The sequence below is a fragment of the Lentzea cavernae genome, assembly GCF_014653695.1.
Taxonomy (GTDB): Bacteria; Actinomycetota; Actinomycetes; order Mycobacteriales; family Pseudonocardiaceae; genus Lentzea; species Lentzea cavernae.
Map to the genome: position 1 here is coordinate 41,837 of NZ_BNAR01000018.1, position 21,189 is coordinate 63,025.

At 68.9% G+C, this 21,189-nt stretch carries 35 protein-coding genes; 34 read left to right on the plus strand and 1 reads right to left on the minus strand.

Translation table 11 applies throughout. The annotated features are described in order from the left end of the window. The first annotated feature begins 47 nt into the window (after positions 1 to 47). The 14 genes from IE307_RS38130 (at position 48) to IE307_RS38195 (ending at position 8,438) form a co-directional block, all read left to right on the plus strand. On the plus strand, positions 48 to 833 hold the full coding sequence (locus tag IE307_RS38130; RefSeq protein ID WP_191304335.1) for a hypothetical protein: 786 nt from the start codon (positions 48 to 50) through the stop codon (positions 831 to 833). Beyond that, positions 830 to 1,279 (plus strand): hypothetical protein, encoded by a 450-nt coding sequence (locus tag IE307_RS38135; RefSeq protein ID WP_191304336.1) that lies wholly within the window; start codon positions 830 to 832, stop codon positions 1,277 to 1,279. The genes IE307_RS38130 and IE307_RS38135 overlap by 4 nt, the downstream gene beginning before the upstream one ends. Beyond that, positions 1,276 to 1,863 carry a hypothetical protein gene (locus IE307_RS38140; RefSeq protein ID WP_191304337.1) on the plus strand — a complete coding sequence of 196 codons (588 nt, stop codon included), beginning with the start codon at positions 1,276 to 1,278 and terminating at the stop codon, positions 1,861 to 1,863. The genes IE307_RS38135 and IE307_RS38140 overlap by 4 nt, the downstream gene beginning before the upstream one ends. Next, positions 1,863 to 2,519, plus strand: a complete 657-nt coding sequence (locus IE307_RS38145) for a hypothetical protein (RefSeq protein ID WP_191304338.1) — start codon at positions 1,863 to 1,865, stop codon at positions 2,517 to 2,519. The genes IE307_RS38140 and IE307_RS38145 overlap by 1 nt, the downstream gene beginning before the upstream one ends. Continuing rightward, positions 2,519 to 3,292, plus strand: coding sequence for a hypothetical protein (locus tag IE307_RS38150; RefSeq protein ID WP_191304339.1), 774 nt, complete (start codon positions 2,519 to 2,521; stop codon positions 3,290 to 3,292). Before IE307_RS38145 ends, IE307_RS38150 begins: the two co-directional genes overlap by 1 nt. Next, on the plus strand, positions 3,289 to 4,464 hold the full coding sequence (locus IE307_RS38155; RefSeq protein ID WP_191304340.1) for an RNA ligase: 1,176 nt from the start codon (positions 3,289 to 3,291) through the stop codon (positions 4,462 to 4,464). The genes IE307_RS38150 and IE307_RS38155 overlap by 4 nt, the downstream gene beginning before the upstream one ends. Then, a complete protein-coding gene (locus tag IE307_RS38160; protein WP_191304341.1) occupies positions 4,461 to 5,381 on the plus strand; it encodes a phosphatase domain-containing protein in 921 nt (306 codons plus the stop codon). Before IE307_RS38155 ends, IE307_RS38160 begins: the two co-directional genes overlap by 4 nt. Continuing rightward, the gene (locus IE307_RS38165) at positions 5,381 to 6,220 is read left to right on the plus strand and encodes a hypothetical protein (RefSeq protein ID WP_191304342.1); all 840 of its coding nucleotides are present in this window, start codon (positions 5,381 to 5,383) and stop codon (positions 6,218 to 6,220) included. Before IE307_RS38160 ends, IE307_RS38165 begins: the two co-directional genes overlap by 1 nt. After that, the gene (locus IE307_RS38170; RefSeq protein WP_191304343.1) at positions 6,217 to 6,477 is read left to right on the plus strand and encodes a hypothetical protein; all 261 of its coding nucleotides are present in this window, start codon (positions 6,217 to 6,219) and stop codon (positions 6,475 to 6,477) included. The genes IE307_RS38165 and IE307_RS38170 overlap by 4 nt, the downstream gene beginning before the upstream one ends. A 23-nt stretch (positions 6,478 to 6,500) precedes the next feature. Further along, positions 6,501 to 6,992: a hypothetical protein gene (locus IE307_RS38175; protein ID WP_191304344.1), complete on the plus strand. Its 492-nt coding sequence runs from the start codon at positions 6,501 to 6,503 to the stop codon at positions 6,990 to 6,992. A gap of 108 nt (positions 6,993 to 7,100) precedes the next feature. Then, positions 7,101 to 7,454 (plus strand): hypothetical protein, encoded by a 354-nt coding sequence (locus tag IE307_RS38180; RefSeq protein ID WP_191304345.1) that lies wholly within the window; start codon positions 7,101 to 7,103, stop codon positions 7,452 to 7,454. Then, positions 7,451 to 7,795 carry a hypothetical protein gene (locus tag IE307_RS38185; protein ID WP_191304346.1) on the plus strand — a complete coding sequence of 115 codons (345 nt, stop codon included), beginning with the start codon at positions 7,451 to 7,453 and terminating at the stop codon, positions 7,793 to 7,795. Before IE307_RS38180 ends, IE307_RS38185 begins: the two co-directional genes overlap by 4 nt. Then, positions 7,792 to 8,058: a hypothetical protein gene (locus IE307_RS38190; RefSeq protein ID WP_191304347.1), complete on the plus strand. Its 267-nt coding sequence runs from the start codon at positions 7,792 to 7,794 to the stop codon at positions 8,056 to 8,058. Before IE307_RS38185 ends, IE307_RS38190 begins: the two co-directional genes overlap by 4 nt. A gap of 2 nt (positions 8,059 to 8,060) precedes the next feature. Continuing rightward, positions 8,061 to 8,438 (plus strand): hypothetical protein, encoded by a 378-nt coding sequence (locus IE307_RS38195; RefSeq protein WP_191304348.1) that lies wholly within the window; start codon positions 8,061 to 8,063, stop codon positions 8,436 to 8,438. 105 nt (positions 8,439 to 8,543) lie between these two features. Here the strand turns inward: IE307_RS38195 and IE307_RS38200 are convergent, their stop codons facing one another. Continuing rightward, positions 8,544 to 8,768 carry a hypothetical protein gene (locus tag IE307_RS38200; RefSeq protein ID WP_191304349.1) on the minus strand — a complete coding sequence of 75 codons (225 nt, stop codon included), beginning with the start codon at positions 8,766 to 8,768 and terminating at the stop codon, positions 8,544 to 8,546. Positions 8,769 to 8,871: 103 nt separating this feature from the next. Here IE307_RS38200 and IE307_RS38205 point away from each other — a divergent pair, with 103 nt between their 5' ends. The 20 genes from IE307_RS38205 to IE307_RS38310 all read left to right on the plus strand — a co-directional run bounded on the left by IE307_RS38205 (position 8,872) and on the right by IE307_RS38310 (position 21,177). Further along, complete coding sequence (locus IE307_RS38205) at positions 8,872 to 9,486, plus strand: hypothetical protein (RefSeq protein ID WP_191304350.1); 615 nt, start codon at positions 8,872 to 8,874, stop codon at positions 9,484 to 9,486. Between the two features lie 89 nt (positions 9,487 to 9,575). Then, the gene (locus tag IE307_RS38210; RefSeq protein WP_191304351.1) at positions 9,576 to 9,755 is read left to right on the plus strand and encodes a hypothetical protein; all 180 of its coding nucleotides are present in this window, start codon (positions 9,576 to 9,578) and stop codon (positions 9,753 to 9,755) included. Continuing rightward, positions 9,752 to 9,922: a hypothetical protein gene (locus IE307_RS38215; RefSeq protein WP_191304352.1), complete on the plus strand. Its 171-nt coding sequence runs from the start codon at positions 9,752 to 9,754 to the stop codon at positions 9,920 to 9,922. The genes IE307_RS38210 and IE307_RS38215 overlap by 4 nt, the downstream gene beginning before the upstream one ends. After that, on the plus strand, positions 9,919 to 10,566 hold the full coding sequence (locus IE307_RS38220) for a hypothetical protein (RefSeq protein WP_191304353.1): 648 nt from the start codon (positions 9,919 to 9,921) through the stop codon (positions 10,564 to 10,566). The genes IE307_RS38215 and IE307_RS38220 overlap by 4 nt, the downstream gene beginning before the upstream one ends. An 11-nt stretch (positions 10,567 to 10,577) precedes the next feature. Next, positions 10,578 to 10,958, plus strand: a complete 381-nt coding sequence (locus tag IE307_RS38225) for a hypothetical protein (protein WP_191304354.1) — start codon at positions 10,578 to 10,580, stop codon at positions 10,956 to 10,958. Further along, the gene (locus IE307_RS38230; protein WP_191304355.1) at positions 10,955 to 11,155 is read left to right on the plus strand and encodes a hypothetical protein; all 201 of its coding nucleotides are present in this window, start codon (positions 10,955 to 10,957) and stop codon (positions 11,153 to 11,155) included. The genes IE307_RS38225 and IE307_RS38230 overlap by 4 nt, the downstream gene beginning before the upstream one ends. Next, positions 11,152 to 11,412 carry a hypothetical protein gene (locus IE307_RS38235; protein ID WP_191304356.1) on the plus strand — a complete coding sequence of 87 codons (261 nt, stop codon included), beginning with the start codon at positions 11,152 to 11,154 and terminating at the stop codon, positions 11,410 to 11,412. The genes IE307_RS38230 and IE307_RS38235 overlap by 4 nt, the downstream gene beginning before the upstream one ends. Next, positions 11,409 to 11,825 (plus strand): hypothetical protein, encoded by a 417-nt coding sequence (locus IE307_RS38240; protein ID WP_191304357.1) that lies wholly within the window; start codon positions 11,409 to 11,411, stop codon positions 11,823 to 11,825. The genes IE307_RS38235 and IE307_RS38240 overlap by 4 nt, the downstream gene beginning before the upstream one ends. After that, positions 11,822 to 12,238, plus strand: coding sequence for a hypothetical protein (locus IE307_RS38245; protein WP_191304358.1), 417 nt, complete (start codon positions 11,822 to 11,824; stop codon positions 12,236 to 12,238). Before IE307_RS38240 ends, IE307_RS38245 begins: the two co-directional genes overlap by 4 nt. Beyond that, positions 12,235 to 12,561: a hypothetical protein gene (locus tag IE307_RS38250; protein WP_191304359.1), complete on the plus strand. Its 327-nt coding sequence runs from the start codon at positions 12,235 to 12,237 to the stop codon at positions 12,559 to 12,561. Before IE307_RS38245 ends, IE307_RS38250 begins: the two co-directional genes overlap by 4 nt. Then, on the plus strand, positions 12,558 to 13,061 hold the full coding sequence (locus tag IE307_RS38255) for a hypothetical protein (protein WP_191304360.1): 504 nt from the start codon (positions 12,558 to 12,560) through the stop codon (positions 13,059 to 13,061). The genes IE307_RS38250 and IE307_RS38255 overlap by 4 nt, the downstream gene beginning before the upstream one ends. Then, positions 13,054 to 13,626: a hypothetical protein gene (locus IE307_RS38260; RefSeq protein ID WP_191304361.1), complete on the plus strand. Its 573-nt coding sequence runs from the start codon at positions 13,054 to 13,056 to the stop codon at positions 13,624 to 13,626. The genes IE307_RS38255 and IE307_RS38260 overlap by 8 nt, the downstream gene beginning before the upstream one ends. Further along, entirely contained in the window at positions 13,623 to 14,480 is an 858-nt protein-coding gene (locus IE307_RS38265) for a phosphoadenosine phosphosulfate reductase domain-containing protein (protein WP_191304362.1), read from the plus strand. The genes IE307_RS38260 and IE307_RS38265 overlap by 4 nt, the downstream gene beginning before the upstream one ends. After that, positions 14,477 to 15,160, plus strand: a complete 684-nt coding sequence (locus IE307_RS38270; RefSeq protein WP_191304363.1) for a DUF1643 domain-containing protein — start codon at positions 14,477 to 14,479, stop codon at positions 15,158 to 15,160. The genes IE307_RS38265 and IE307_RS38270 overlap by 4 nt, the downstream gene beginning before the upstream one ends. After that, positions 15,157 to 18,408: a DNA cytosine methyltransferase gene (locus IE307_RS47125; RefSeq protein ID WP_229905493.1), complete on the plus strand. Its 3,252-nt coding sequence runs from the start codon at positions 15,157 to 15,159 to the stop codon at positions 18,406 to 18,408. The genes IE307_RS38270 and IE307_RS47125 overlap by 4 nt, the downstream gene beginning before the upstream one ends. Positions 18,409 to 18,433: 25 nt before the next feature. Beyond that, positions 18,434 to 18,850 (plus strand): hypothetical protein, encoded by a 417-nt coding sequence (locus IE307_RS38290; RefSeq protein WP_191304364.1) that lies wholly within the window; start codon positions 18,434 to 18,436, stop codon positions 18,848 to 18,850. After that, on the plus strand, positions 18,850 to 19,383 hold the full coding sequence (locus IE307_RS38295) for a hypothetical protein (RefSeq protein ID WP_191304365.1): 534 nt from the start codon (positions 18,850 to 18,852) through the stop codon (positions 19,381 to 19,383). Before IE307_RS38290 ends, IE307_RS38295 begins: the two co-directional genes overlap by 1 nt. Continuing rightward, positions 19,380 to 20,231: a hypothetical protein gene (locus IE307_RS38300; protein ID WP_191304366.1), complete on the plus strand. Its 852-nt coding sequence runs from the start codon at positions 19,380 to 19,382 to the stop codon at positions 20,229 to 20,231. The genes IE307_RS38295 and IE307_RS38300 overlap by 4 nt, the downstream gene beginning before the upstream one ends. Beyond that, entirely contained in the window at positions 20,228 to 20,575 is a 348-nt protein-coding gene (locus IE307_RS38305) for a hypothetical protein (RefSeq protein ID WP_191304367.1), read from the plus strand. The genes IE307_RS38300 and IE307_RS38305 overlap by 4 nt, the downstream gene beginning before the upstream one ends. Beyond that, entirely contained in the window at positions 20,572 to 21,177 is a 606-nt protein-coding gene (locus IE307_RS38310; RefSeq protein WP_191304368.1) for an ASCH domain-containing protein, read from the plus strand. The genes IE307_RS38305 and IE307_RS38310 overlap by 4 nt, the downstream gene beginning before the upstream one ends. The last annotated feature ends 12 nt before the right edge of the window (positions 21,178 to 21,189 follow it).

The window sequence follows — 21,189 nt, forward strand, 5'->3', positions numbered from 1 at the left end:
GTTTGCCCGCCCCAGATCGTCGGGGCGCGATTGGAAGGACCCTCGCCATGGGACAGGAACCCCAACTCGCTGACGGGGCACAGAGCCCCCCTCGGCCCACGCCGGAGATCAACACCGCCGAGGACTACATCCGGCAAGCCCTCACCGACGCCGCCTCCCTCCTCGAGCGCGTCATCGACCCCGAGAACGGCAACCTGAACCACATCGCCATCGCGCACTACATCAGCAAGTTCCCCGCGGTGGTGTTCCTCGAAGCGCTGCGCCGGCGCGACCCGAAGGGAGCCGACAGGCTCGCCGTCTGGGTTCAGAAGTCGATGGAGGACGGCGAGACCGCGGGCGAGCTGAACTGGGAGTGGAGTCGCCAGATCGCGGACGGACACCCCATGACGTGGCTCGGTGGCGAAGCTGACCGGCAGCCTCCGATCCCGGCGGGCCTCAGCACGGCCGAGATCACCACCCGCGACGGCTTGACGGCGGACCTGCCCTACGTGCCCACCCGCACGCCGGGGCTCATCGTCACTCAGACGCTCGCGGGCTCGTTCGACGGCGCCGACTGGAAGCGAGCCGAGGGCAAGTGGGGCATCACCCACGAGCCGACCCTGCTGCGCGTGCAGAACTGGGACTACCCGCTCGACGTGGCCCAGTCCGTCGCGGCCCGCCTCGGCGAGCTCGACGTCGACTGGACTCATGTCTCGCGGGACTTCGTGCTCAAGCTCGACCACGACACCCGCAAGGCGATCCTCGCGGTGTTCGAGGCGCACGACCTGTGCTCGTCCTGCTCCGACGGTGACCACCAGCCCGTGCTGCCGTTCCGAGCTGAGGTGGCCGCATGAACACCTCTGGGTTGCGGCCTGCGGTGACCGTGAAGGTCCGCGGGCCCGAGGAGACCCTGGCGACGATCCGGGCCGCGATCGCAAACACCACGGCCGTGATGCCCCCGCTCGCCGCGCGAGAGGTGGCCAGCGAGCTGTCGCGCGCGGCGAACCTCGACGCCATCCGGGTCATGTCGTGGGAGTGCCGCGACCGCTGGCTCGAGCTGGCCGACGAGATCAACGCCTACGCAGACTGCGCCCACCGCCACGTCGAGCACGAGGTGTTCCTCGCTGGCAGCACTCCGGATGACGCCGCTTTCACCCGACCCGCAGAAACCCACGGTGATGCGCTCGCTGCTGACCAGTGGCTCGTGGGCGCTGGCGCTGCGCACCGCCTCGTGATTCAGATGCGCGGCCCCTGGGTCATCGACCGCCCCGCCGCCGCCCACAAGGAGTCCTTCGCATGACCGCCGATGAACCGCTGGCCGAGCTTAAGGAGTTGCGCGCCAAAGTGGCCGCGTACGAGGCGGGGGCGGCGTTCACCGTGCACGGCGGGGACCGGATCAATTCCGCGCAGATGTGGCGGATGCTGCTGGACGCCTCGGCTGAGTCGCGGCTGATCACGCTGGACGCGATGGTCGAGAACGGCTGGAACGCCAAGCGGTGCCAGGACGAGGGCCACGCCGACCGGCCAACACGTGAGGCGTTCGACGAGGCGTGTCGCTCGGTCGAGTTGCAGCGGCAGGCGCTCGTTGACGCGCTCGGCGGTGACCAGCCGGAGCAGAGGCTGCCGTTCGGGGATGCGGTCGGATTGGTGTGGAAGCTCGAACAGCTCCGCAAGAAGGGCGCGAGCCAAGCCGAATGGTCCGCGCGCTGGCAACTGGCGCAGATCCTCGGCATCAAGGACTCGCGGGTGACGTGGGACGCCGTGGTGGCCGAAGTGAGTGCGCTGGCCGAGTGTCCAAGGGGTCCGGCTCACCTGGCGTGGAACGCGGACGGGTACTGCCCTCGCTGCGGCGCGTTCGAGGGCGACCAGAAAGCGGTGCGCTGATGAACATCCGCATCCTCTTTACCGTCGCCCGCGGCTACACCGACCAGGCCGGCATGCGCAGCGTGGTTGAGCTGATCCACGCCGCCCGACCGAACGCGGTGCTCGTGCACGGCGACTGTCCCGAAGGCGACCAGGACGTGGCCGCAATCTGGCGCGAGCTTGGCGGCGTCGACGAACCGCACCCGGCCGACTGGTACGGGCCGTGCCGCCCGAAGTGCCGGCCGCGCCACCGACGCCGCGACCGTACCGGCCGCGAGTACTGCCCGGCCGCAGGCCCGTACCGCAACCACGAGATGTTCGGCCCCGAGCCTATCCAGGAGACGCACGCCCTCCTGGCCAACGGCAGCCGCGGCGCCCGCGACACCGCCGAGATGTCCGTCCGGCTCGGCATCCCGACCTTCGCGTGGCCGCTCGGCGCCGGCACGGCGTCGGTTCCGAAGTTCCGGGCGGACCGGTTCCCGTGCGAGGTCACGGTCTTCTGCGACACGTGCGAGCACGAGGAGCGCGGCGACTACCTCGTCCACGAGAACGACACCGAGGACCGCCGCTACGGCTACGCCCGCGCCTATCTGCGCACGCAGGGCTGGCACTGCGACAGCACCGGGGACTTCTGCCCCAACCACAACCCCCGCCAACTGTCCCTGGAGGACGCCTGATGTCGGTTCGCATTCTCACCAAGGACCTGCTGGCGCTGCTCAACGACCACCTGCTCACCGCAGCTGAGGAGACGGGCCTCGCGGGCTGCGCCGGCATCCTGCTGCACACGTCGAAGGTCGAGGAGAACGCGGAAGTCGGCGCGGTGAACTGCCTGATCGCCACCTCGACGAACGGTCGGGTCGTCGGCCACTCGTGGGTCGAGGCCGGCGGCAGCATCCTTCCGACGCTCCTGCCGGTGAACTACGTCCGTGCCCTGATCGAGAGCCTGAAGAAGCTCCTCAACAAGGACAACAAGAACGACCACGTCAGCGACCTCAGGCGAGACGGCGAGGACGTCGTCATCGCCGAGGACCCGGACCTGTTCGGCCACGGCTTCACCCAGCGGTTCGCCTGGAGCGACCTGGACACGTTCCCGCGCACTGTGTTCCCGCTGCTCGCTTCCGTGCACCTCACCGCGCCGAAGGACCTGAAAGCGGTGGAGAACCGGACGGACTACACCGCTTCGGCGCTCTCCGCGTTCCTCACGATCGCGAACCGGCACAGCGGCACCGTGTCGCTCTACCGCGTGCACCAGTCCATGAACGTCCACGTCCAGATCGGCGTGAGCTACCGCGGAGTCATCGCCCCCTCGAAGGGCTGGAACGACTCCGACCTCGCCGACGGCCAGGCCCCGGACATCGGCGTGTACGCAGCCGACCTGCCGCCACTGCCCGACCCGGACGACGCCGAGACGGATACCGCTGACACCGAGCCCGCAGGAGCGAACGCATGAGCACCCGCCTAGACGACCTGTTCGACATCCTCGACCTCGAGACCGCCATCGACGCGGGGTACGTGCGCGCCCAGCAGCACCCGCACCTCCCGCTCACGATCTTCAACTACACCGAGAAGGCGGCCTACGAGCGTGCCTGGACGCCCGTGACTAGGCAGTGCCGCGGCCTGATCGCGGACTCGAACACCAGCGAGATCGTGGCGCGGCCGTTCCCGAAGTTTTTCAACCACAACGAGACCGAGGCCGCCGCGCTCGACTTCAACGAGCCGGTCGTGGTGACCGACAAGGCAGACGGCAGCCTCGGCATCCTGTACCCGACCCCGACGGGATGGGCGATCGCGACGCGCGGGTCGTTCGTGAGCGACCAGGCTCAGCACGCGACGGCCCTGTACCGCGGCAAGTACGGCTCGTGGACGCCGCCGCCGGGCGTCACCGTGCTCTTCGAGATCGTGTACCCGGAGAACAGGATCGTCCTCGACTACGGCGCCACCGACGACCTGATCCTGCTCGGGCTCGTCGACATCAAGACCGGGCAGACTCTCTCGGCCGGCGCGCACTTCCTCGGCATCGACTGGCCTGGTCCCATCGTCGAGTCCTTCCCCCACGGGTCGCTGGCGGAAGCGCTCGCAGCCGAGCCGCGAGCGAACGCTGAAGGTCTGGTCGTTCACCTGCTCACCTCGGACCAGCGCGTGAAGATCAAGCAGGCCGACTACGTGGCGATGCACCGCATCGTCACCGGCTTCACCGCGCGGCGCCTGTGGGAACGCAATGCGGTGCACGCCACCCTCGCGGCACACCCCGACATGCCGATCAAGCGCGTCGCTCAACAGCTGCGCCTGGACCCCGTCGAGGCGCACGGGATCGTGGACGCTGGCACCGACTGGCTCGACGCGCTCCGCGCGAAGGCCCCCGAAGAGTTCCTCGCGTGGATCGACGCGACGATCCGGGACCAACAGCACGTCGCCGCCAACCTCATCGCCGAGGTGGGCGCCACCGCAGAACAGCTGGCGTTGCTACCGCGAAAGGACGCTGCCGCGCTGCTCGTCGACCACCCTCACCGCGGTCTCGTGTTCGCCGCGCTCGACGGCAAGCCGATCACCGCACAGGCCTGGGCATCGATCTACCCCGCCCATGAGCGTCCCTTCTGGACGAGAACCGAGGACGCCGCATGAACCTCACCCTCACCGCGACCCGCGGCCTTCCCGGCTCCGGTAAAACCACCTGGGCTGAGGAGCAGCTCGCCCAGGCCAAGCCCGGAACCCTGGTGCGCTGCAACCGCGACACCTACCGGACGATGCTCCACGGCCGGCCATTCCATGGTGACCGTGTTCTCGAACACCAGGTCACCCTCGCCCAGCACAGCGCCATCGAACGCATGCTCCGCGCCGGCGTGAGCGTCATCGTCGACGACACGCACCTCGCTTCGAGGTACCTCCGTGCAGTCGCTGGCATCGCGTGGCGGTGCGGAGCCGACATCCAGGTACAGGACTTCACGCACATCCCGCTGGAGGAGTGCATCCGCCGTGACGCGCTGCGCGAAGGCCACGCCCAAGTCGGCGAGTACGTTCTGCGCAGCCTGCACCGGCGCTTCCTCTCCGGCCGAGCGCTCCCGCTGCCAATCCCGGAACCCGAACAGCCGATCGTCGGCCGACGGTACGTGCCGGACCCGTCGCTGCCAGCGGCCGTGATGGTCGACATTGACGGCACGGTCGCGTTGCACGGCGGCGTCCGCGACCCGTACGACACCAGCCGCTACCACCTCGACCGGCCCAACATCGCCGTGATCACCGCTGTCCGATCGATGTTCCTGACCGGGCACGAGGTCGTGTTCTGCAGCGGACGGGACGAGACCTACCGCGACGAAACCGCGGCCTGGCTCGCCGAGCACGTCGAGGTCCCGTACGCGGCGCTAGTGATGCGCAAGGCCGGCGACCGCCGCCGCGACGACGTGATCAAGCTGGAACTCTTCGACACCCACATCCGCGACCGCTACCGCGTTACGTGCGTGTTCGACGATCGCGACCGGGTTTGCCGTGCCTGGAGGTCGATCGGGCTGACGGTCCTCCAGGTGGCCGAGGGGAACTTCTGATGGGCGCCTCAGGCTCTCCGCTGCGTGAGCCGATCCTTGCGGCTCACAAGCAGGGGTTGCTCAACCGGGAGATCGCCGCCGTGGTTGGGTGTCATCACCGCACGGTGGCCTACTGGCTCGGCAAGGCAGAGCTGAAGCCGAACCTTCTACGCGGCGAACCGCCCGAGAGGGTGGACGACGAGCACTCCAGGTGTCGGAACTGCAGCACCGTGCAGCACAACAACGAGTTCCCGTTCGTTCGCGGGTTCGCAGATGGCCGGCGGCTTTCGATCTGCCGATGCTGCCGCGCCCACAATGCGCGGAAGTCGCTGGGTGCGTCGCCCGAGTCCTACTTCGCGGACCGGCAGAACCGGCTCCGCAATGGCGAACGAGGGGCTCGGCGTAGTCGGCAAGACATTGCGTACAAGCTGCCGGACGGATACCTCGCCGCGCTCTGGAACTACCAGGCTGGTCAGTGCTTCTATACCGACGTCGCCATGACAATGAGCCTCGGCAACGGGCGTGACCCGGATGGCGTCTCGATCGATCGGGTCGATCCGATCCGAGGGTACGAGGTCGGCAACATCGTTCTGTGTCGTAGCCGGGTTAACACGATCAAGAGCGATGTCACGCTCGGCGAGCTGCAAGCTTGGATGCCGCAGTGGCACGAGCGGGTCGTGGAGTGCCTGCCCACGTTGGTTGATGCCGTTGTCCCGCAGGAAGACGACACGCCGCGCGGCGCGACCGGTCGCCGCCTGCCCTCTTGGGTGATCGAGCGACGCGCCCGCATGGAACGACTTACGCGCGCCGCGAACGGCGGCGGTGACGAGCGCGATCCCGCGTTGGAGATCTCGGCATGAGCGACGACCGCTGCAAGCACGAGATGTTGCCCGGCCAGTGCGCGAACTGCCGCGGCCTGGTCTCCGCCGAGGAACAGGCCGACACCGCAACCCAGGAGACTCGCCGCCGACTGCTCGCCCTGCCGGGCTGGTTCGCCGCCAACTATCCCGGCAGCTGTGGCTGCGGCCAGCGTTTCCCGGTGGGTGCGGCGATCCGGTACAGCGACAACCCCGACACCAAATACCGCGCCGAATGCTGCGGAGAGGACACCCCATGAGCGCCCCGACCATCCACCCACCGTTGACCGACAACGACGACCAGCACCGCCAGCTTGCGCGCGGCGCGTTTACGGACGCGATGGCACAACGGGAAACCCTCGCGGAGTACGACGAGTTCGACCTGACCCTGCCTACCTCCGACGTGGTGAACGAAGCCATCGGCGCCTGGCTCGGCACGGGCCTGGTACACGAGTCCTACTCGGAGCGGGACTTGCGGGAAATCACGAGCGCGATCGTTGGCCGCGTCGCGACCGTGCTGGCGCTCGTCGGGTGGCAGCCGCCTGCTCGGCTGCTCGAAGGAGGCGGCGAGGCAGACCAGCCACCGACCGTGCGACAGTCCGAGGACAAGATCCGGGACCTGTGGAACGTCATCCAGATCTTCGTGACCCGCTACCCCGGTTGCGAAACCACCATCACCGCGAAGGAACTCGAAGGGCGGTCCGACCTCGGCGTGGTGGTCGTCTCCGACCCGGAGCCGGACGGCAGCGTCCGCCTGAAGGTGCGGCAGCGCTGATGGGCTCGGGCGAAGAGTTCGCGAATGGCCGGGGCTGCTTCAACTTTGTGCTCATCCCCGCTGCCTTGCTCGCCGTCGTCCTGGCCTTCGGCGGGGAGCGGAGGCGTCGTGGCTGAGTGGAAAGTACGTGTCGGCTACCTGCCGCGTGAACTCGTCGACGAGATGAAGTCGCTCATGGACAAGATCCCGGACGAGAGCGTGCAGTACGAGGTGATGCGCTTCGTCGAGCGGGCGCACGCCAGCGGCTACGAGGCCGCGTACATCCGCTACCAGATCGAGGAGAGCTGGCGCCAGTTCCGCGCGAACGACACCGCGGCGAAACAGCCGCACGTCGTGGAACTCGACGCCACCCAGATCCCCGAACACCTGAAGATCAGCGACGTCCAGGCGGTGTTCCGCGCCGCCGGACTGCAGGTGCAAATCGAGGTCGACGGCGCCGACCAGGGCAGCACAAGCCGATGACCATCTCCGGTCCGTGGGAACCGTCGCAGTGGCCGCGCCGCGGCTGCTGCGGCGCCTGCGGACGGCCCGCGCTCGAGGCACCGTCTCGCCGCTGGTGGCACGACGGCCGGCCCTGTCTCGCGCGCTCGCAGTCGATGTGGACCGTGGACAGCCTCGACGTCCGCAGTGCGCTCGTGTTTGTGGCCGAGGGAGAACCGCTGCCAGAAGGGCCGACGCGCTGGCACCTGGATCCGACGGGCACCGACGAGCGCGGCATCCCGTCCGCGTTCGACCTGTGCAGGACCGATCACACCCAGACCGTGCGGGAGTGGCTCGCACGGCAAGCAGAGGAGACCGCATGAGCAACCCGTCCGACTACTCGACCTGGACGACCGACGACCACATCGCCAAGGCCGAGACACTCGCCAGCGAAGCCGACGCGATGGCCTCAAGCGACGTTGCTGCCTCGGCGGCCGCGCTGCGGCGCCAGGAGATCCAGCAGACCGTCGACCGCGCGCAGCTGCACGCCACGCTGGCCACCCTCAAGAGGAGCGCGCCGGCCAGTGTGCCGACCCCGGCCAAGGCCAAGGCGACGACACGGGCGCCGCAGCCCGAAGTGGTGTAGCGATGGACTACGGGAACTTCGGCACGTACAACCCGGACCTGTGCGCCTGCGGCTGCAAGACCCCGGTGGAGGACAACGGTCTGACGCCTCGGTACGCGACCGCGACGTGCCGCGAACGATGGGCCGCAGTCAGGATGCTCCGCCCAGAGGACCACGTCGAACCGGAACTGCTCGACGAGCACCCACAACCGCCTCCCCCGGCAGCTGAGCCCATCGCGGTCGAGGAGGTCGCGCAGGTACAGCAGGAGTTCGCTGAGCGAGTCATCGCCGAACCGGACGCCGGACCGGTCCGGCCAGCAGTCCCGCCCGGCATGCCGGTGCCGCCGAGGTCGACGTCGCTGCGGGAGGCGTTTCGCCAAGGCACCCGCAGGGTCTGGTGACGGAGCCAGCAACGCCCAGTAACGAGAACGGCCCCCGACGTCCACTGGACATCGGGGGCCTTCGCGCATTCGACAACCGCTTGCACCGCAATGGAAGGCTACCGGTCACGCCGCCTTGTCCGTGATGGCGGGTGGGCGTTGGGGGAGTTCCGCACCGGGGAAGCGGAGCCACCAGCGCATGAACTGGATGAGCACGCTGCCGCGGTCACGGCCGGCGCTGCGCTCGAACGCTTTGAGGACGTGGCTGGGGCCTCGGAATGCGTAGGAGTCGTCCTTGGGGCCATCAGGTCCGGTGGGGCGTCCGCCCTTGCTGGGCTCGTCGGTTGCCATCTCACCTCCTTGTGGGGTCGGTGATGAGGCTACCGTGAAGACGTCCGCTTTTGAAACTTGCAAAACAGGACGGCATCCCGTACGTTTTGTCTAACAAAACCGGGTGAGCAGGGAGATCAAGATGGCCGCACCGCTCATGGAGCGTCAGATCGGCGACTGCAAGCCGTTCGCGCAGGCCGCGATGTCCGGTTTCAAGTCAATCGAAACGGGACTTCTGGTCGTTACCGACTGCGCCTCCGACGCGTGGGACGAGTCCGACAAGCAGGCCCTGACCGATCTGCGCAACGCCTTCGGCGACGACCTGGTCGACGCTTACGAGTCCGACCTGCGTCGCGCTGGGCACTGGCTGATCGAGGGGCACTTGCGCGCCGAGTGGCGCAACCGCGACTTCCTCGTGACGTTCGCCAAGAGCGCGCACTCCGGCGCGGACGGCGTCACCTACAACGTGCCCGCAGACGAGGTCTACCACCAGGTGTGGCAGGCCGCCGCCGACGCGATCACGGCGAAGGACCTCGTCCTCGAAGCCGCACTCGGGCACATCTTCGCGCTGGGCACCGAACTGGAGCGCCTCCGCGCCGCCGTGTCCTTCCGGCTCAACGAGTGGGCCAGCGACGACATGAGCGACCGCGCCGAGCAGCAGCTCGAAGGCCTCCGCGCGGCCGTCGAGAACGCCAAGACCTGCGCCCAGCTCATCGCCATCGGCGAGAGCTTCGCCTGACGTGACGGTGCCGGGCTCGTGCACGGCTTCCCCCGAGCCCGGCGCCGTCGACCAACCAACCTCGATCGCCACCGAGTTGGGAGTACCCCATGAAGCACCACACCATCCGGCCGCACAGCGTGCCGATCCTCGCGTCCACCAACCCCCGCATCGGCTGGGGCGTCATCCTCGGGTTCGCCGCCGCCGCACTGCTGCTCGCGCTGATGGCCATCGCCAGCGGCACCTTCGCCCCGTTCTTCACCACCGCAGTGCTGGCAGGTGTCCGATGACCACGAACACCACAGCCCGCATGGCCGGACAGGTCGCGAAGCGCACCGCCAACCGCACCGGCGGGCGTGCCGTCGCTGCCCGGCACGCGAAGCGCAGCGAGCGCAACACCTGGCGTGCCGAGGCCGCCTCCGAGATCGCCGCGCTCCGGATGGTGACGGTCCGATGAGCGAGCTCCCGAACCTCGACCTGCTGGGGCAGAAGGGCCCCAACGACCTGACCGCCGAAGAGCTGCAACTGGTGCTCATCCGCCAGGAGGCGGGCACGCCGGTGCCGACGGAGATCGAGTGGGAGATGCGGCTCTCCCGCCTCGGCCGAGACGTTCCCGCCCTGCTCGCCTTCATCGACAAACTGCTTGGCGACAACAAGGACCTCCGCGAGTACTCGGAGACCACGAAGTACCACCAGGACAAGCACGCCGCCGCCGTGCGCGAGCTGGAGATGGTACGGGCTGAGCTGACCCACCTCGCGGGGCCGCTCGCCACGGAGGACCGGCCCAACGCGTCCATCGAGGACCTCCTTATCGCGGTCGGCGGTGACCTGAAGTACCACCGCAGCGAGCTGGAGAAGGCTCGTGCCGAGGTCGTCCAGATCGCGATCGACACGAGCCCGGCGTACGCCGAACTGCGCGACGAGCGCGACTCCGCGCGCCGTGAGCGCGACGAGGCGATGACCAAGCTGGCGGACCTGCGCGGCACGACCGAGACCGACACGGCCGACGACGGCGTCCACTGCGAGTGCGACGGCTGCCGAGACGGCGGCACGTGCCACAACTGCGAGCAGTACCCGTGCACGTGCGGCGGTGCCCGATGAGGCGCGCGACCGTGTACGTGGACCTGGCCAACAAGTCCTGTGTGATCACCGACGGCACCACCCAGCACGGCGCCTGGGCGCCCGGCATCACCCGCACCAACGTCGAAGACCACATCGCCAACGCCGGCTGGATGTTCGCCGATGGCAGCGAGTGGCGCATGACGATCGACGGTGGCGTCCGGGAAGTCGTGCAAGCCGACGAACTCCTGCTCGACGACCTGTTCCTCGACATTGTCGGCAGCGCCGCGCCCGAGGTGCGCAAGGACTTTGCGAACGACGACCTGTGTGCGCGCCTGCTCGCCGCCCGCAACAAGTCCGAAGTCAGCCTGACCCGCGAGATCGGGCGCACCCCGTGTGCGATGACCGTGATCGCCATGGCGCGTGCAGCATGACCGCCTCCACGTCCCGTGAGGACCTCGACGGCGCCGTGCTGGAGCACACCGCCCACTCCGCCATCGTCGCGGCGCGCAGCATCTCGGCCGCCGTCGTGGCCACGTACAACCCCGCCCAGCAGGCCGCCGCCGAGCGGCGCCTCACCTACAGCCACAACACCGCCGACGAGCGCCGCAACGCCGGGCGGACGTCATGAGCGACATCGTCATCCAGCTCCACGCCGCCCGCGCTGCGAGCGAGAAGGAAGCCGAACTCGACCGGCAGGTAATCCGCCTCCAGATCCAGCTCGGCGCGCTCATCGACCACATCGTCGCCGAAGCCATGTTCCTGTGGCTCAGCCGCCACGAGACCTCGCCCACCGACAAGCAGATCGCTGACGAGGAAGCCCGACTGCGCCGCCACTACACGGGCGTCGCCGCCGCGGCCACCCAGGGACGAAGGGCACAGCCGTGAACCTGCGCAGCACCCTCCGTTACGCCGCGGTGGCCGGCCTCCTCATCGGCTTCACGATCAGCGTGGCGCAGAAGAGCTGGACCCCCGCGTTCATCGGCGCCGCCGTGAGCATCACCGTCCTGCTGTCACTCCAGGCCGTGCACGCGCTGCGGCAGGCCAACATCACGCACGAGCGGATCAACATCGAGGAGCTCGGCGACGCACCCAGCAAGTCCGACCAACCCGAGCCTCCGGCGGCGCATCTCGCCCGCCGTCTCGCCCGCAACATCACCATCGGGGCCGCGGTTACCGCTGGCGTCGCTGGGTTTCTCGACGGGTGGGGCCCGGTGTTTCTGGCATCGCTCGGCATCTACCTGATCGCAGGCATGGCGACCGTCCTGTTCACCACTGACACCACCGGAGAAACCCGATGACCGCCGACCACAAGACCGCGCTCCACAACCGAGTCACCGACGTGAACCGAGCCATCGGCAGCTTCCCGTTCTCCGTGCCCGAGTTCGACAGCGTGATCATCGGGAAAACGTTTGTGCGCCTGCAGATCCACCGCGAGTACCGAGGCACCGAGTGGAACGAGTACCGCAGGCTCGCCGACCTGGCCGCCTCGTTCAGCGTGCCGGTCCGCATCGAGAAGGCAAACCACAGCACCCGCAAGCAGATCTGCGTCGAGTTCGAACGCCTCGGGGTCAAGTTCAAGGCCATCTTCGACATCGCCACGCCCGCCGCCCGCACCCTCGCCAAGGCCATGAGCTGCAAGCTCACCAGCGACAGCTTGACCGTCAACGCGGCCGAGTTCCGCGCGGCGGTCGACGCCTTGGAGTCGGCGTGACCGCCCCGGACCCGTTGGAGTGCCTGGCCCTCCGCGCCGGCCACGACCAGCGCCTGTGCACCGCACTGGAGTCCGAGCACTGCGAGACCTGCCAGCTGTGCCCCGGCCACTGCGCCTGCCACCAACTCGCCGACCACCTGCCGAAGGGCACCCGCGTTCGCGTCACCTTCGACGCCGTCGTCCTCGGCCCACCCAACGTCAAGCCCGACCAGTACGCGCTCGTCGTCCTGCCCGGCACCAACCTCGACAGCGGCCTGCTGATGGACCGGTTCCGCGTCCCGCTCGACGCCATCACCGCGCTGGACCCCAAGGAGAACCCGTGAGCGTCGAAACCCGCGCCTACGACAAGCCCAACGACGACGGCTTCCCGCCCGACCCCGTCGTCGTCCTCGTCGCCACCGGCACCACCGACGTGTCCCGCCTCGTCCACGCACTCGCCCGCGGCAACAGCGAGCAGATCCGCCTCGCCGAGCAGATCAGCCGCCAGCTCCGCCGACACAACGCCGGCCGCGCCGCACTCTCGCTGCTGAAGGCGCACGGCGGCGCGGACTTCGCCGAGGAACCCAAGCCTCCGCAGCGGCAGTGGGCGGTCCGCCACCCCGAGGTGACGCTGTGCGTGCACCGCTCCCGTCACTCCGCGTTGTTCACCCTCGCGCAGGTCCCCGGCGGCGTGCTGGTGACCCGCATGTCCGACGAAGGCGACGACGCCTGGGTCCCCGAGTCCGGCAACCCGTACGCCTCGCTCGACGAGAACGCGGCCATCCCGCCCCGCTACGTCGACGTCCACCTGCATGCCACCACCGAGGAGCCCGCACGTGGCTGACATCCAGATCTCCCGCGAAGCCGTCGAAGCTGGAGCCCGCGCGATGACGCGGTCCGCGTACGCGGGCGACGACAGTCAGTGGGACAAGTTCCCGCCCAGCCAGCAGGTCACCATCCGCGAGCGCGTGATGGACGTGCTCAACGCCGCTATGCCGCACCTGGACCTCGTCGCCACGGTCAAGCCGGACGAGATCGACAACGAGCAGATCGCCTACTGGGGCTCGCCGGACGGCCTGCACGCGTCGTTTGTCTCCTCCGGTCCGGACGGCGACGTGGACATGTCGTACGCGCCGTTCAGTCGCCGCGTTGACCCGGCGGGAGCGCGAGCGATGGCAGCCCAACTGCTCGCCGCAGCGAAGTACGCCGACAGCTTCTGCGGCGGGTGCGAGAAGGCGCCGTGCGCTTGCAAGCCAGACCAGGGTGGCGAGTACCCGTGCACGAACTGCGGCACGACCGGCTGGGACTGCCTCACCCAGATGAACAGCGCACCTGCTGAGCGCAGGTGCTGCCACCGCTGCCCATACATCGACGGCCACAAGCGCCCCAAACTGCGAGCGCAGGCGTGACCGCGGGCATCGACGGGTCGCCGGCCACCCGCCGCGTGCCGATGTGGTCCAGCGGAATCACGAGCTGGGCCGTGGCTCGCATGGTCATCGAACGCTACGGGCGGGTCAACACCACCCTGCTCTTCGCGGACACCCTCGCCGAAGACGAGGACAACTACCGGTTCAACCGCGAGGCCACCGCCCAACTTGGTATGGAACTCACCGTCGTCTGCGACGGCCGCAACCCCCAGCAGGTCAACGTCGACACCCGCTGGCTGTCGAACTCCCGCACCGCGAAGTGCAGCGAGCTCCTCAAGATCGTGCCTTCACGGAAGTGGCTCGAAGCCAACTGCGATCCCGCCAACACCGTCCTCTACCTCGGACTGGACTGGACCGAACCCGAGCGGGTCGAGACGAACCGGCGGATGTGGGCGCCCTGGCGGGTCGAGTTCCCGCTCGTCGAGGCGATGAAGACCAAGGAGCACTGGATCGCCGAGTGCCGCGCCACCGGTGTGATGGAGCCTGAGATGTACCGGCTCGGCTTCCCACACGCCAACTGCGGTGGTGCCTGCGTTCGTGCTGGGCAAGGCCAGTGGGGACATCTCCTGCGTACCCGTGGCGTCGACCCGGCCTACGACCGCGACCGGTTCGCGAAGCGGTTCACCTCCTGGGAGGCGCACGAGCGGCACATGAACGAGTTGACACGTCAGGGCAAAGAGCCGGTGTCGATCGTTCGCGAGGAACGCCGCGGCGAGACTGTGCTGCTTCCGCTGCCCAAGATCCGCCAGCGGGTGGAGTCACAGCCGGCGCTGCTGGACCTCAATGACTGGGGCGGTTGCAGCTGCTTCACCGCGGGCAGCGGGTTCGCCTCATGAACGCCCGCGTCGACGGGTCGCCGTACCAGCACGGCGACCCCGTCACCGTCGCCGGCACCGCCCTCATCGTCGTTGAGCACGACGGTGACCAGGTCACGCTTACCTCCGAGGACGGCGCGATCGGCCTCACCGTCCACCAGGACGAGGTGCACGAGCGCCTGGTGCTGGACGAGGGCGGCGACCTACTCGAGTACGCGACGGCGCTGTTCAATGCCACGCGCACCCACCGGTACCTGCTGTCCCGCGTGTGGGACCCGACCGTGCCACCCGCGGTGTTCGGGCTGCTGAACCCATCGGTCGCCGACGCGTTCGTGCCGGACCCCACGGTCACGCGTTGCCGCGGCTTCGCCCGACGGGAGCACGCCGGCGGCTTCATCGTCGTGAACCTGTTCGGGCTGCGCTCGACCGACCCGTCCGTGCTCGACGGCCACCCGAACCCCATCGGCCGCAGCAACGACCGCCTGATCGCCGAAGCCGTCCAGGACGCCGCGGTCGTCATCGCCGGATGGGGCGTGCCCGGCCGGCTGCACGGCCGTGACCGCGAGGTCGCCGCCCTGCTCGCCGAGCGCGGCATCGAACTGAAGTGCCTGGGCCGCAACAAGGACGGCTCCCCGAAACACCCGCTCTACGTGCGCGCTGACCAGCCGCTTGAGCCCTACCGACTGGAGATCCACGCATGAGCCGTGCAGCACAGCGCCTGCAGCGCGTCGCCACGCACCGCCCGGCCAAGCGGCAGCGCCGCTTCCGTCACGACGAGCTGATCGCAGTCGATCTCTTTAGCGGTTTCGGTGGACTCACCGAGGGCATCCGCCGCGCCGGGTTCACGACGATCATGGCCGCGAACCACAACAGCTACAAGGTCGAGGTGCACGAGGCCAACCACCCCGACGCCGAGCACTGGATCGCCGACCTCGTAGACCCCGAGTCCGGGGACTACCACGATGTCCGAGACCTCCCCGCCGCCGACCTCCTCGCCGCGGGCGTCTCGTGCTTCGCCGCGGGCTCGCTGGTGCTGACGCGCCGCGGCCTGATCCCGATCGAGGATGTCGTGATCGGCGACGAGGTCTGGACGCACCGCAATCGGTGGCGGCCGGTGACCCACACCTCGGCGGTCGAGCGACCCACCATCACCGTCAACGCGACGGCGCCGATCACGTGCACCCCGGACCACCCGTTCTGGGCCGCGCACGCCACCCGCGACGTCCAGCCTCGACGCAAGTACCAGCCGCTGGAAGGCGCTCAGTGCCTCGAATGCAGCGGTGAGGTCGCCCAGTTCAAGGCGAACACCGCGAAATTGTTCTGCTCCCGCAAGTGCAGTCATGCCGATGCAAACCGACGTGCGCTCCCGGTGCTGCGGACACCAGCGGAGGTCCGGGCCGACCAGCTGGCCGGCTCGTGGGTCGGCACGCCGATCCTCGAGGACTCCAGCGCCGAGCTTCCAACGTTGCCCGACCTCGGCGAAGTCACGCCTGACGTGGCCTGGGTGCTTGGCCGCTGGGTCGGTGACGGCTGGGTGAGCCGCCGACCGGAACGCGACAACGTGTGGTCCCGCGTCACGATCTGCGGGAGCCACGCGGAGACCGACGAGCTCGGCGCCGAGCTGCGGGAGCGAACCAACCTGCCGTGGAACTACACCGAGCAGCGCACGACGGCCACCTTCCACGTCTCTCGGCAGGGACTGGCGGCATTCATCGTCGAGCACTTCGGTCACGGCGCCGCGGGTAAGCGGATTCCGGGCTGGCTGCTCTTCGCTCCGGAGCCGATCCGGAAGGCCTTCGTCGAGGGCTACCTGTCGGCGGACGGCCACACCAGCCGCGGTGGTCTGCGCGTGCAAGCGGCGTCGGTATCGAAGGAGCTGGCCGTCGGGATCCGCCTGCTCCTCACGTCGCTCGGGTACTACGCCTCCGTTCTCCTCCAGTGCCCGCCCGCCCAGGCCGTCATCGAAGGCCGCACGGTGCAGCAGCGTCCGCGCTGGGTCGTGACGGGTTACCTCCGCGCCGAGCGTCGCCCGAAGCACCGCGACGTCGACGGCTACCGGTGGGGCAAGGCCAACGGCGCCACACAGCCCGGCGAGTTGGTGACGGTCTACAACATGACCGTCGACGAGGACCACACCTACGTCGTTGACGGCGTCATCGTGCACAACTGCAAAAACCACTCGCAGGCCAACACCATCAAGGCCTACGAGCAGGGCCTGACGCTGTTCGGGATGAACGACCCCGAGTACGAGGCCAGCGTCACCCGCAGCGAGCGCGACCGGGCCACGGCGAACTGCGTGCTGCACTACGCCGCGAAGCACCACCCGCGCATGATCCTGGTCGAGTGCACCACCGAGCTCACCTCGTGGGGCCCGGCGATCCCCGGTCGGCCGAAGGTCGGTGACGGGTCGACGTTCAAGTGGTGGCTCAAGCAGTTCAAGCTGCTCGGCTACGAGTACAAGATCATGTATCTGAACACGGCGTTCTTCGGCGTGCCACAGTCGAGGGACCGGCTGTTCATCGGCATGTGGGACCGCAGCATCCCCGCCCCGGACCTCGATCACCGGCCCATCTCGTGGTGCGACCGCTGCCACACCGTGGTCGAAGCGAAGTGGACGTGGAAGACCGGACTGCCCGCGACCGGCAGTGTCCGCTACGGCAAGCAGTACAACTACACCTGCCCGTCGTGCCGCCGCGAGGTCATCCCGCCGATGGCGCCGAGCATCAACGCCCTCGACCTGTCGAACCTCGGCACCCGCATCGGCGACCGGACCAAGCCGCTCGCCCCGGCGACCATGGCCCGCGCCGAACGGTGCCGCAGCCGCTTCGCCGAGTTCCCCGCGGTGCTCATGCCCGCGAAGTCCACGCACGGCACCGAGAAGCACCCGTGGCAGCCGATGGCCACCCAGACCAGCCAGCAGGAGACCGCGCTGCTGTCGACCGGCGCGCTGATGGCCGCGGCCGGCAACACGTTCGAGCGGCCCGGTTCGGACTGCCGCTCGCGTGACCTGTCGCAGCCGCTGTGGGCGCAGACCGCCACGAACACCGTCGGCCTGGTCACCCCGCCCGTCGCGGTCACCGGGCACGTCATCGCTGCACACCGGCACAACGGCGACGGCCAGCACGTCAGCCGGCCGATGGACACCGTGACGTCGACGCACGAGAAGGCGGTGCTGCTGGCCGCGGTCAACAACTTCCAGGGCGCCCCGCGCGGCGTCGGCGAGCCGCTGCCGACACAGCCCGGCTCCGAGACCCTCGGGCTGCTGTCCGCGCGGGTCATGCCGAACCGCACGCACGCGACGAGCCGCGACCTGGGCGAGCCGATGGAGACCATCGTCGCGGGCGCCGGATCTGGCGGGCTCGGTGTCCTGTCCTCCGGTGTGGTGCCGTTCCGCAAGCACACGATCCCGACGACGCACGGCGAGCCGATGCCGACGTTCACCTCCGACCAGATCCCCGGCCTGCTCACCGCAGCCGGGTTCGTCAAGAACAACGGCAGCATCGACGAGGCCCAGTACCGGGCGCACCCGGTCAGCGACCCGCTCGGCACCGTCGTCGCCTCCGGCGCGAACCAGGCCCTGCTGTTCTCCGGCTGGTACAAGCAGAACGGCAGCTCCGAGGACGCCACGGCGCCGCACCCGCTGTCCGATCCGCTCGGCACGCTGACCGGACGCGACACGACCGGCGTGCTGAGCGCCGAATGGCGCGACGCGCTGTCAAAGATCTCGCTGGAGGACTGCTACTTCCGCATGCTCGGCCCGCACGAGATCGGCCGCGGCTGCGGCTTCGACGTCTCGTTCCCCGGCTACGAGTACGAAGGCACCTTCCAGGTCTGGGGCAGCGCGCGAGACCAGACCGACGGCTTCGGCAACGCCGTCACGCCGGCTGTCGGCGAGTGGATCGGCCACCGCCTCCGCGAAGCCCTACACCGCACCGAATCCGTCGCCTGACCAACCGTCCACGGAGGACACGCACGTGATCAAGATGGAGAAGTTCCTCATCAGCAAGGGCCCGTACGCGGTGGACCTCGCCAGCTTCAACGCCACGTGGAACGAGACGCGGTGGCAAGGCGAGCCCCCGCCTGGCGCAGCGAAGGGGTCGTGGCACTGCACGATCCGTGCAGTGTGGTTCCGCCGCCGACGTGGCGAGACTGTCGCGTCGATCGGCACCCTGTGGAAGAGCTTCCGCGAGGCCCCCGTGACCGCACTGGAGTTCCTGGAGCAGCACGTCGACGGCCGCTACGGCGGGGACGCTGTGGGCCGCTGGGACGGCGATGGCTACTGGGGCAACGTCAGCCTGGAGACCCAGCAGGAGCACCTGAAGATCCTGCGGCCGATGCTCGCGAACTACCCGGCCGTGCCTGCGGGTTTCGACGGGTGGTGGAAGTTCTGATGAGCAACGAACCGACCGCGTACCGTGCGAGCGAGCAGCTCGCCGCGGCGTACCGGAAGTACCTCGAGGCCTGCCAGGCTCAGCACGATAAGGCCAACACCTACAACGCGGCCCACCCCGAACTGCCGCTGTGCATCGTGCAGTCCCGCTACGACCACACCATCACCGTGTGCGGCTTCGTGGACGACGGCGAGCAGGACGTGCCGCCGGGCTTGAGCCGCAAGCACGGCCGTGGCTACTTCATCCCACGCCGAGGCATCGCGGGCGACCAGTGGCGCAAGGTGATCGCCGAGTACGACGCCTACCCGAGCCTGCCGGACACCGTGCTGCGGGCGCACGGCGTTCAGGTCTGCCTGCGTGTCGGCTTCAACATGCACGTGGCCGGCGTCTACGACTTCGGTGAGCCTGGGGTGTTCGTGCGGATCGGTGCCCCGTACCCGGAGCCGGGTGAGCACCTGACGGAGGTGCCGCTGTCGGAGTTCTACGCCGCCAAGGAGCAGCACGCGGCAGCGAAGGCGGTGGCGTCGCTGTGAACGCGCTGAACACCATGAAGAACGAGGGCCACGAGCGCACCGAGTACTGCCAGCGCTGGCAGTGGCCCGGCGGCGACACCACGCACGGCCCGATCAGCATGAGCCGCGAGCAGGCGCAGGCGTACGGCCTGCCGCCCAGTGTGCTGACGGGGGAGCTGGCCGAGCGCACCGTCACGATCTCGCCGTGGGAACCGGTGTTGCCGCCCGGTGTGCTGCGTCTGAACCAGGTTGCTGCCGCCGAGTACGGCGGGGTCAAGGTCGCCGAGCTCGGCGACGGCGTGGCCGAGGGCTACAACATCGTCGCGTTCACCGACGACCCCGTGAAGGCGCTGGCCGCGGTGCGCGCGCACTTCCTGATCGTGCACAACGAGAACCCCGGCCTGCTGCCTCGGTGGGAGGACGAACCGGTGCGGTGGTGGCAGGTGTTCGACACCTGCGGCTGCGGCGACACCTGCCCGCACGGCGACCCGAACGACGAGGACGTCGAGCACCGCTGCGAACGCGCCGGCTTGCCGCCGTGCGACCCAGACGGCGAAGACTCGTGGATCGGCGTGCTGGCTGAGAAGGACGCGCCTGGTGCGCTGCCGTTCGTCGAGTTCGAGGTCGGTGCCTCCTACACCCGCGACGAGTGGGCCACCGTGCTGCAGCACCTGCTCACGGACGCGGAGCAGAAGCTGCGCACGCTCTCCAAGAAGTGCCTCGCCGTGAAGACCACGCTCGACCAGCCGTACAGCGACGCACCCCAGACGACGCCCTGGAAGCAGTTCGTCGAGCAGCCGACCCGCGAGGCCTACAACCTCGCGGTCGAGATCCGGCGCGAGCTGAAGGCGCGAGGGCTGACGACGTGAGCGCCGACGAGCTCGCGGACCAACAACGGGAAGACGAACTGCGCGGCCAGATTGAGTCCCGTCCTGAGCGGGCCGCCGATGCGATCTCCGAGACGGTCGGTCTCGCAGTGGCCGAAGCGCTGGCGCGCGGTGAGTTCGCCGACCAGCTCGCCGCGCGCGGCTGGGTTCTCGTGCACGTCGGTAACGGCTCGTGTCCGGAGCCGCCGAAGGAGCGGCTGCACGACGGCATCGACATCACCGCGCAGGGCTGGCTCGACCCGTTTGGACGTCTGCACGAGCTGTGGCAGACGGCCTGGGAAGCAGGTCGCCTCGTTGGTCACGCCGGGGAAGGAACAGAGTCATGAAGGTGCTCACTGTCAGGCAGCCTTGGGCCTGGGCGATCGCCATGGGCCACAAGACGATTGAGAACCGCTCCCGCGCAACGAGTCACCGCGGACCGCTTGCCATCCACGCTGCAGCGAAGTGGGATGAGCCGCGCGAGCACTGGCTTCGACACGTCGTGCACGTTGCCCGCGACCTCGGCCGGCCGTTGCCGGAGAAGCTCGAAGACGACATGCCGTACGCGGACCGGGGCCTGGTGATCGCGGTCGTCGACGTGGTGTCCGTGTGCACGGCGTCTCGCGACGATCGCCAGGAGGACTGCGACTGCGGGCCGTGGGCGATCGTCGGCGAGACGCACTGGAAGCTCGAGAACGCCCGTCTGCTGCGCGAACCGATCCCAGCGAAGGGCACGCTGCAGCTGTGGAACCTCGACGTCCCACTCGACTTTCGCTGTGGCGCCATCGGGTTCTGGGGAGCGCGGAACACCCGCTTCGTGTGCGAGCTGCCTGAGGGGCACGACCAGAAACACCACGAGTCCGGCGACACGATTTGGTTCGGCGACCACACCCCACCGTGCACGTGCGGGCGATGCCCCGCCGTGGTGGAACAGGTCGGTGCGCTGTGAAGCCGAAGGCCG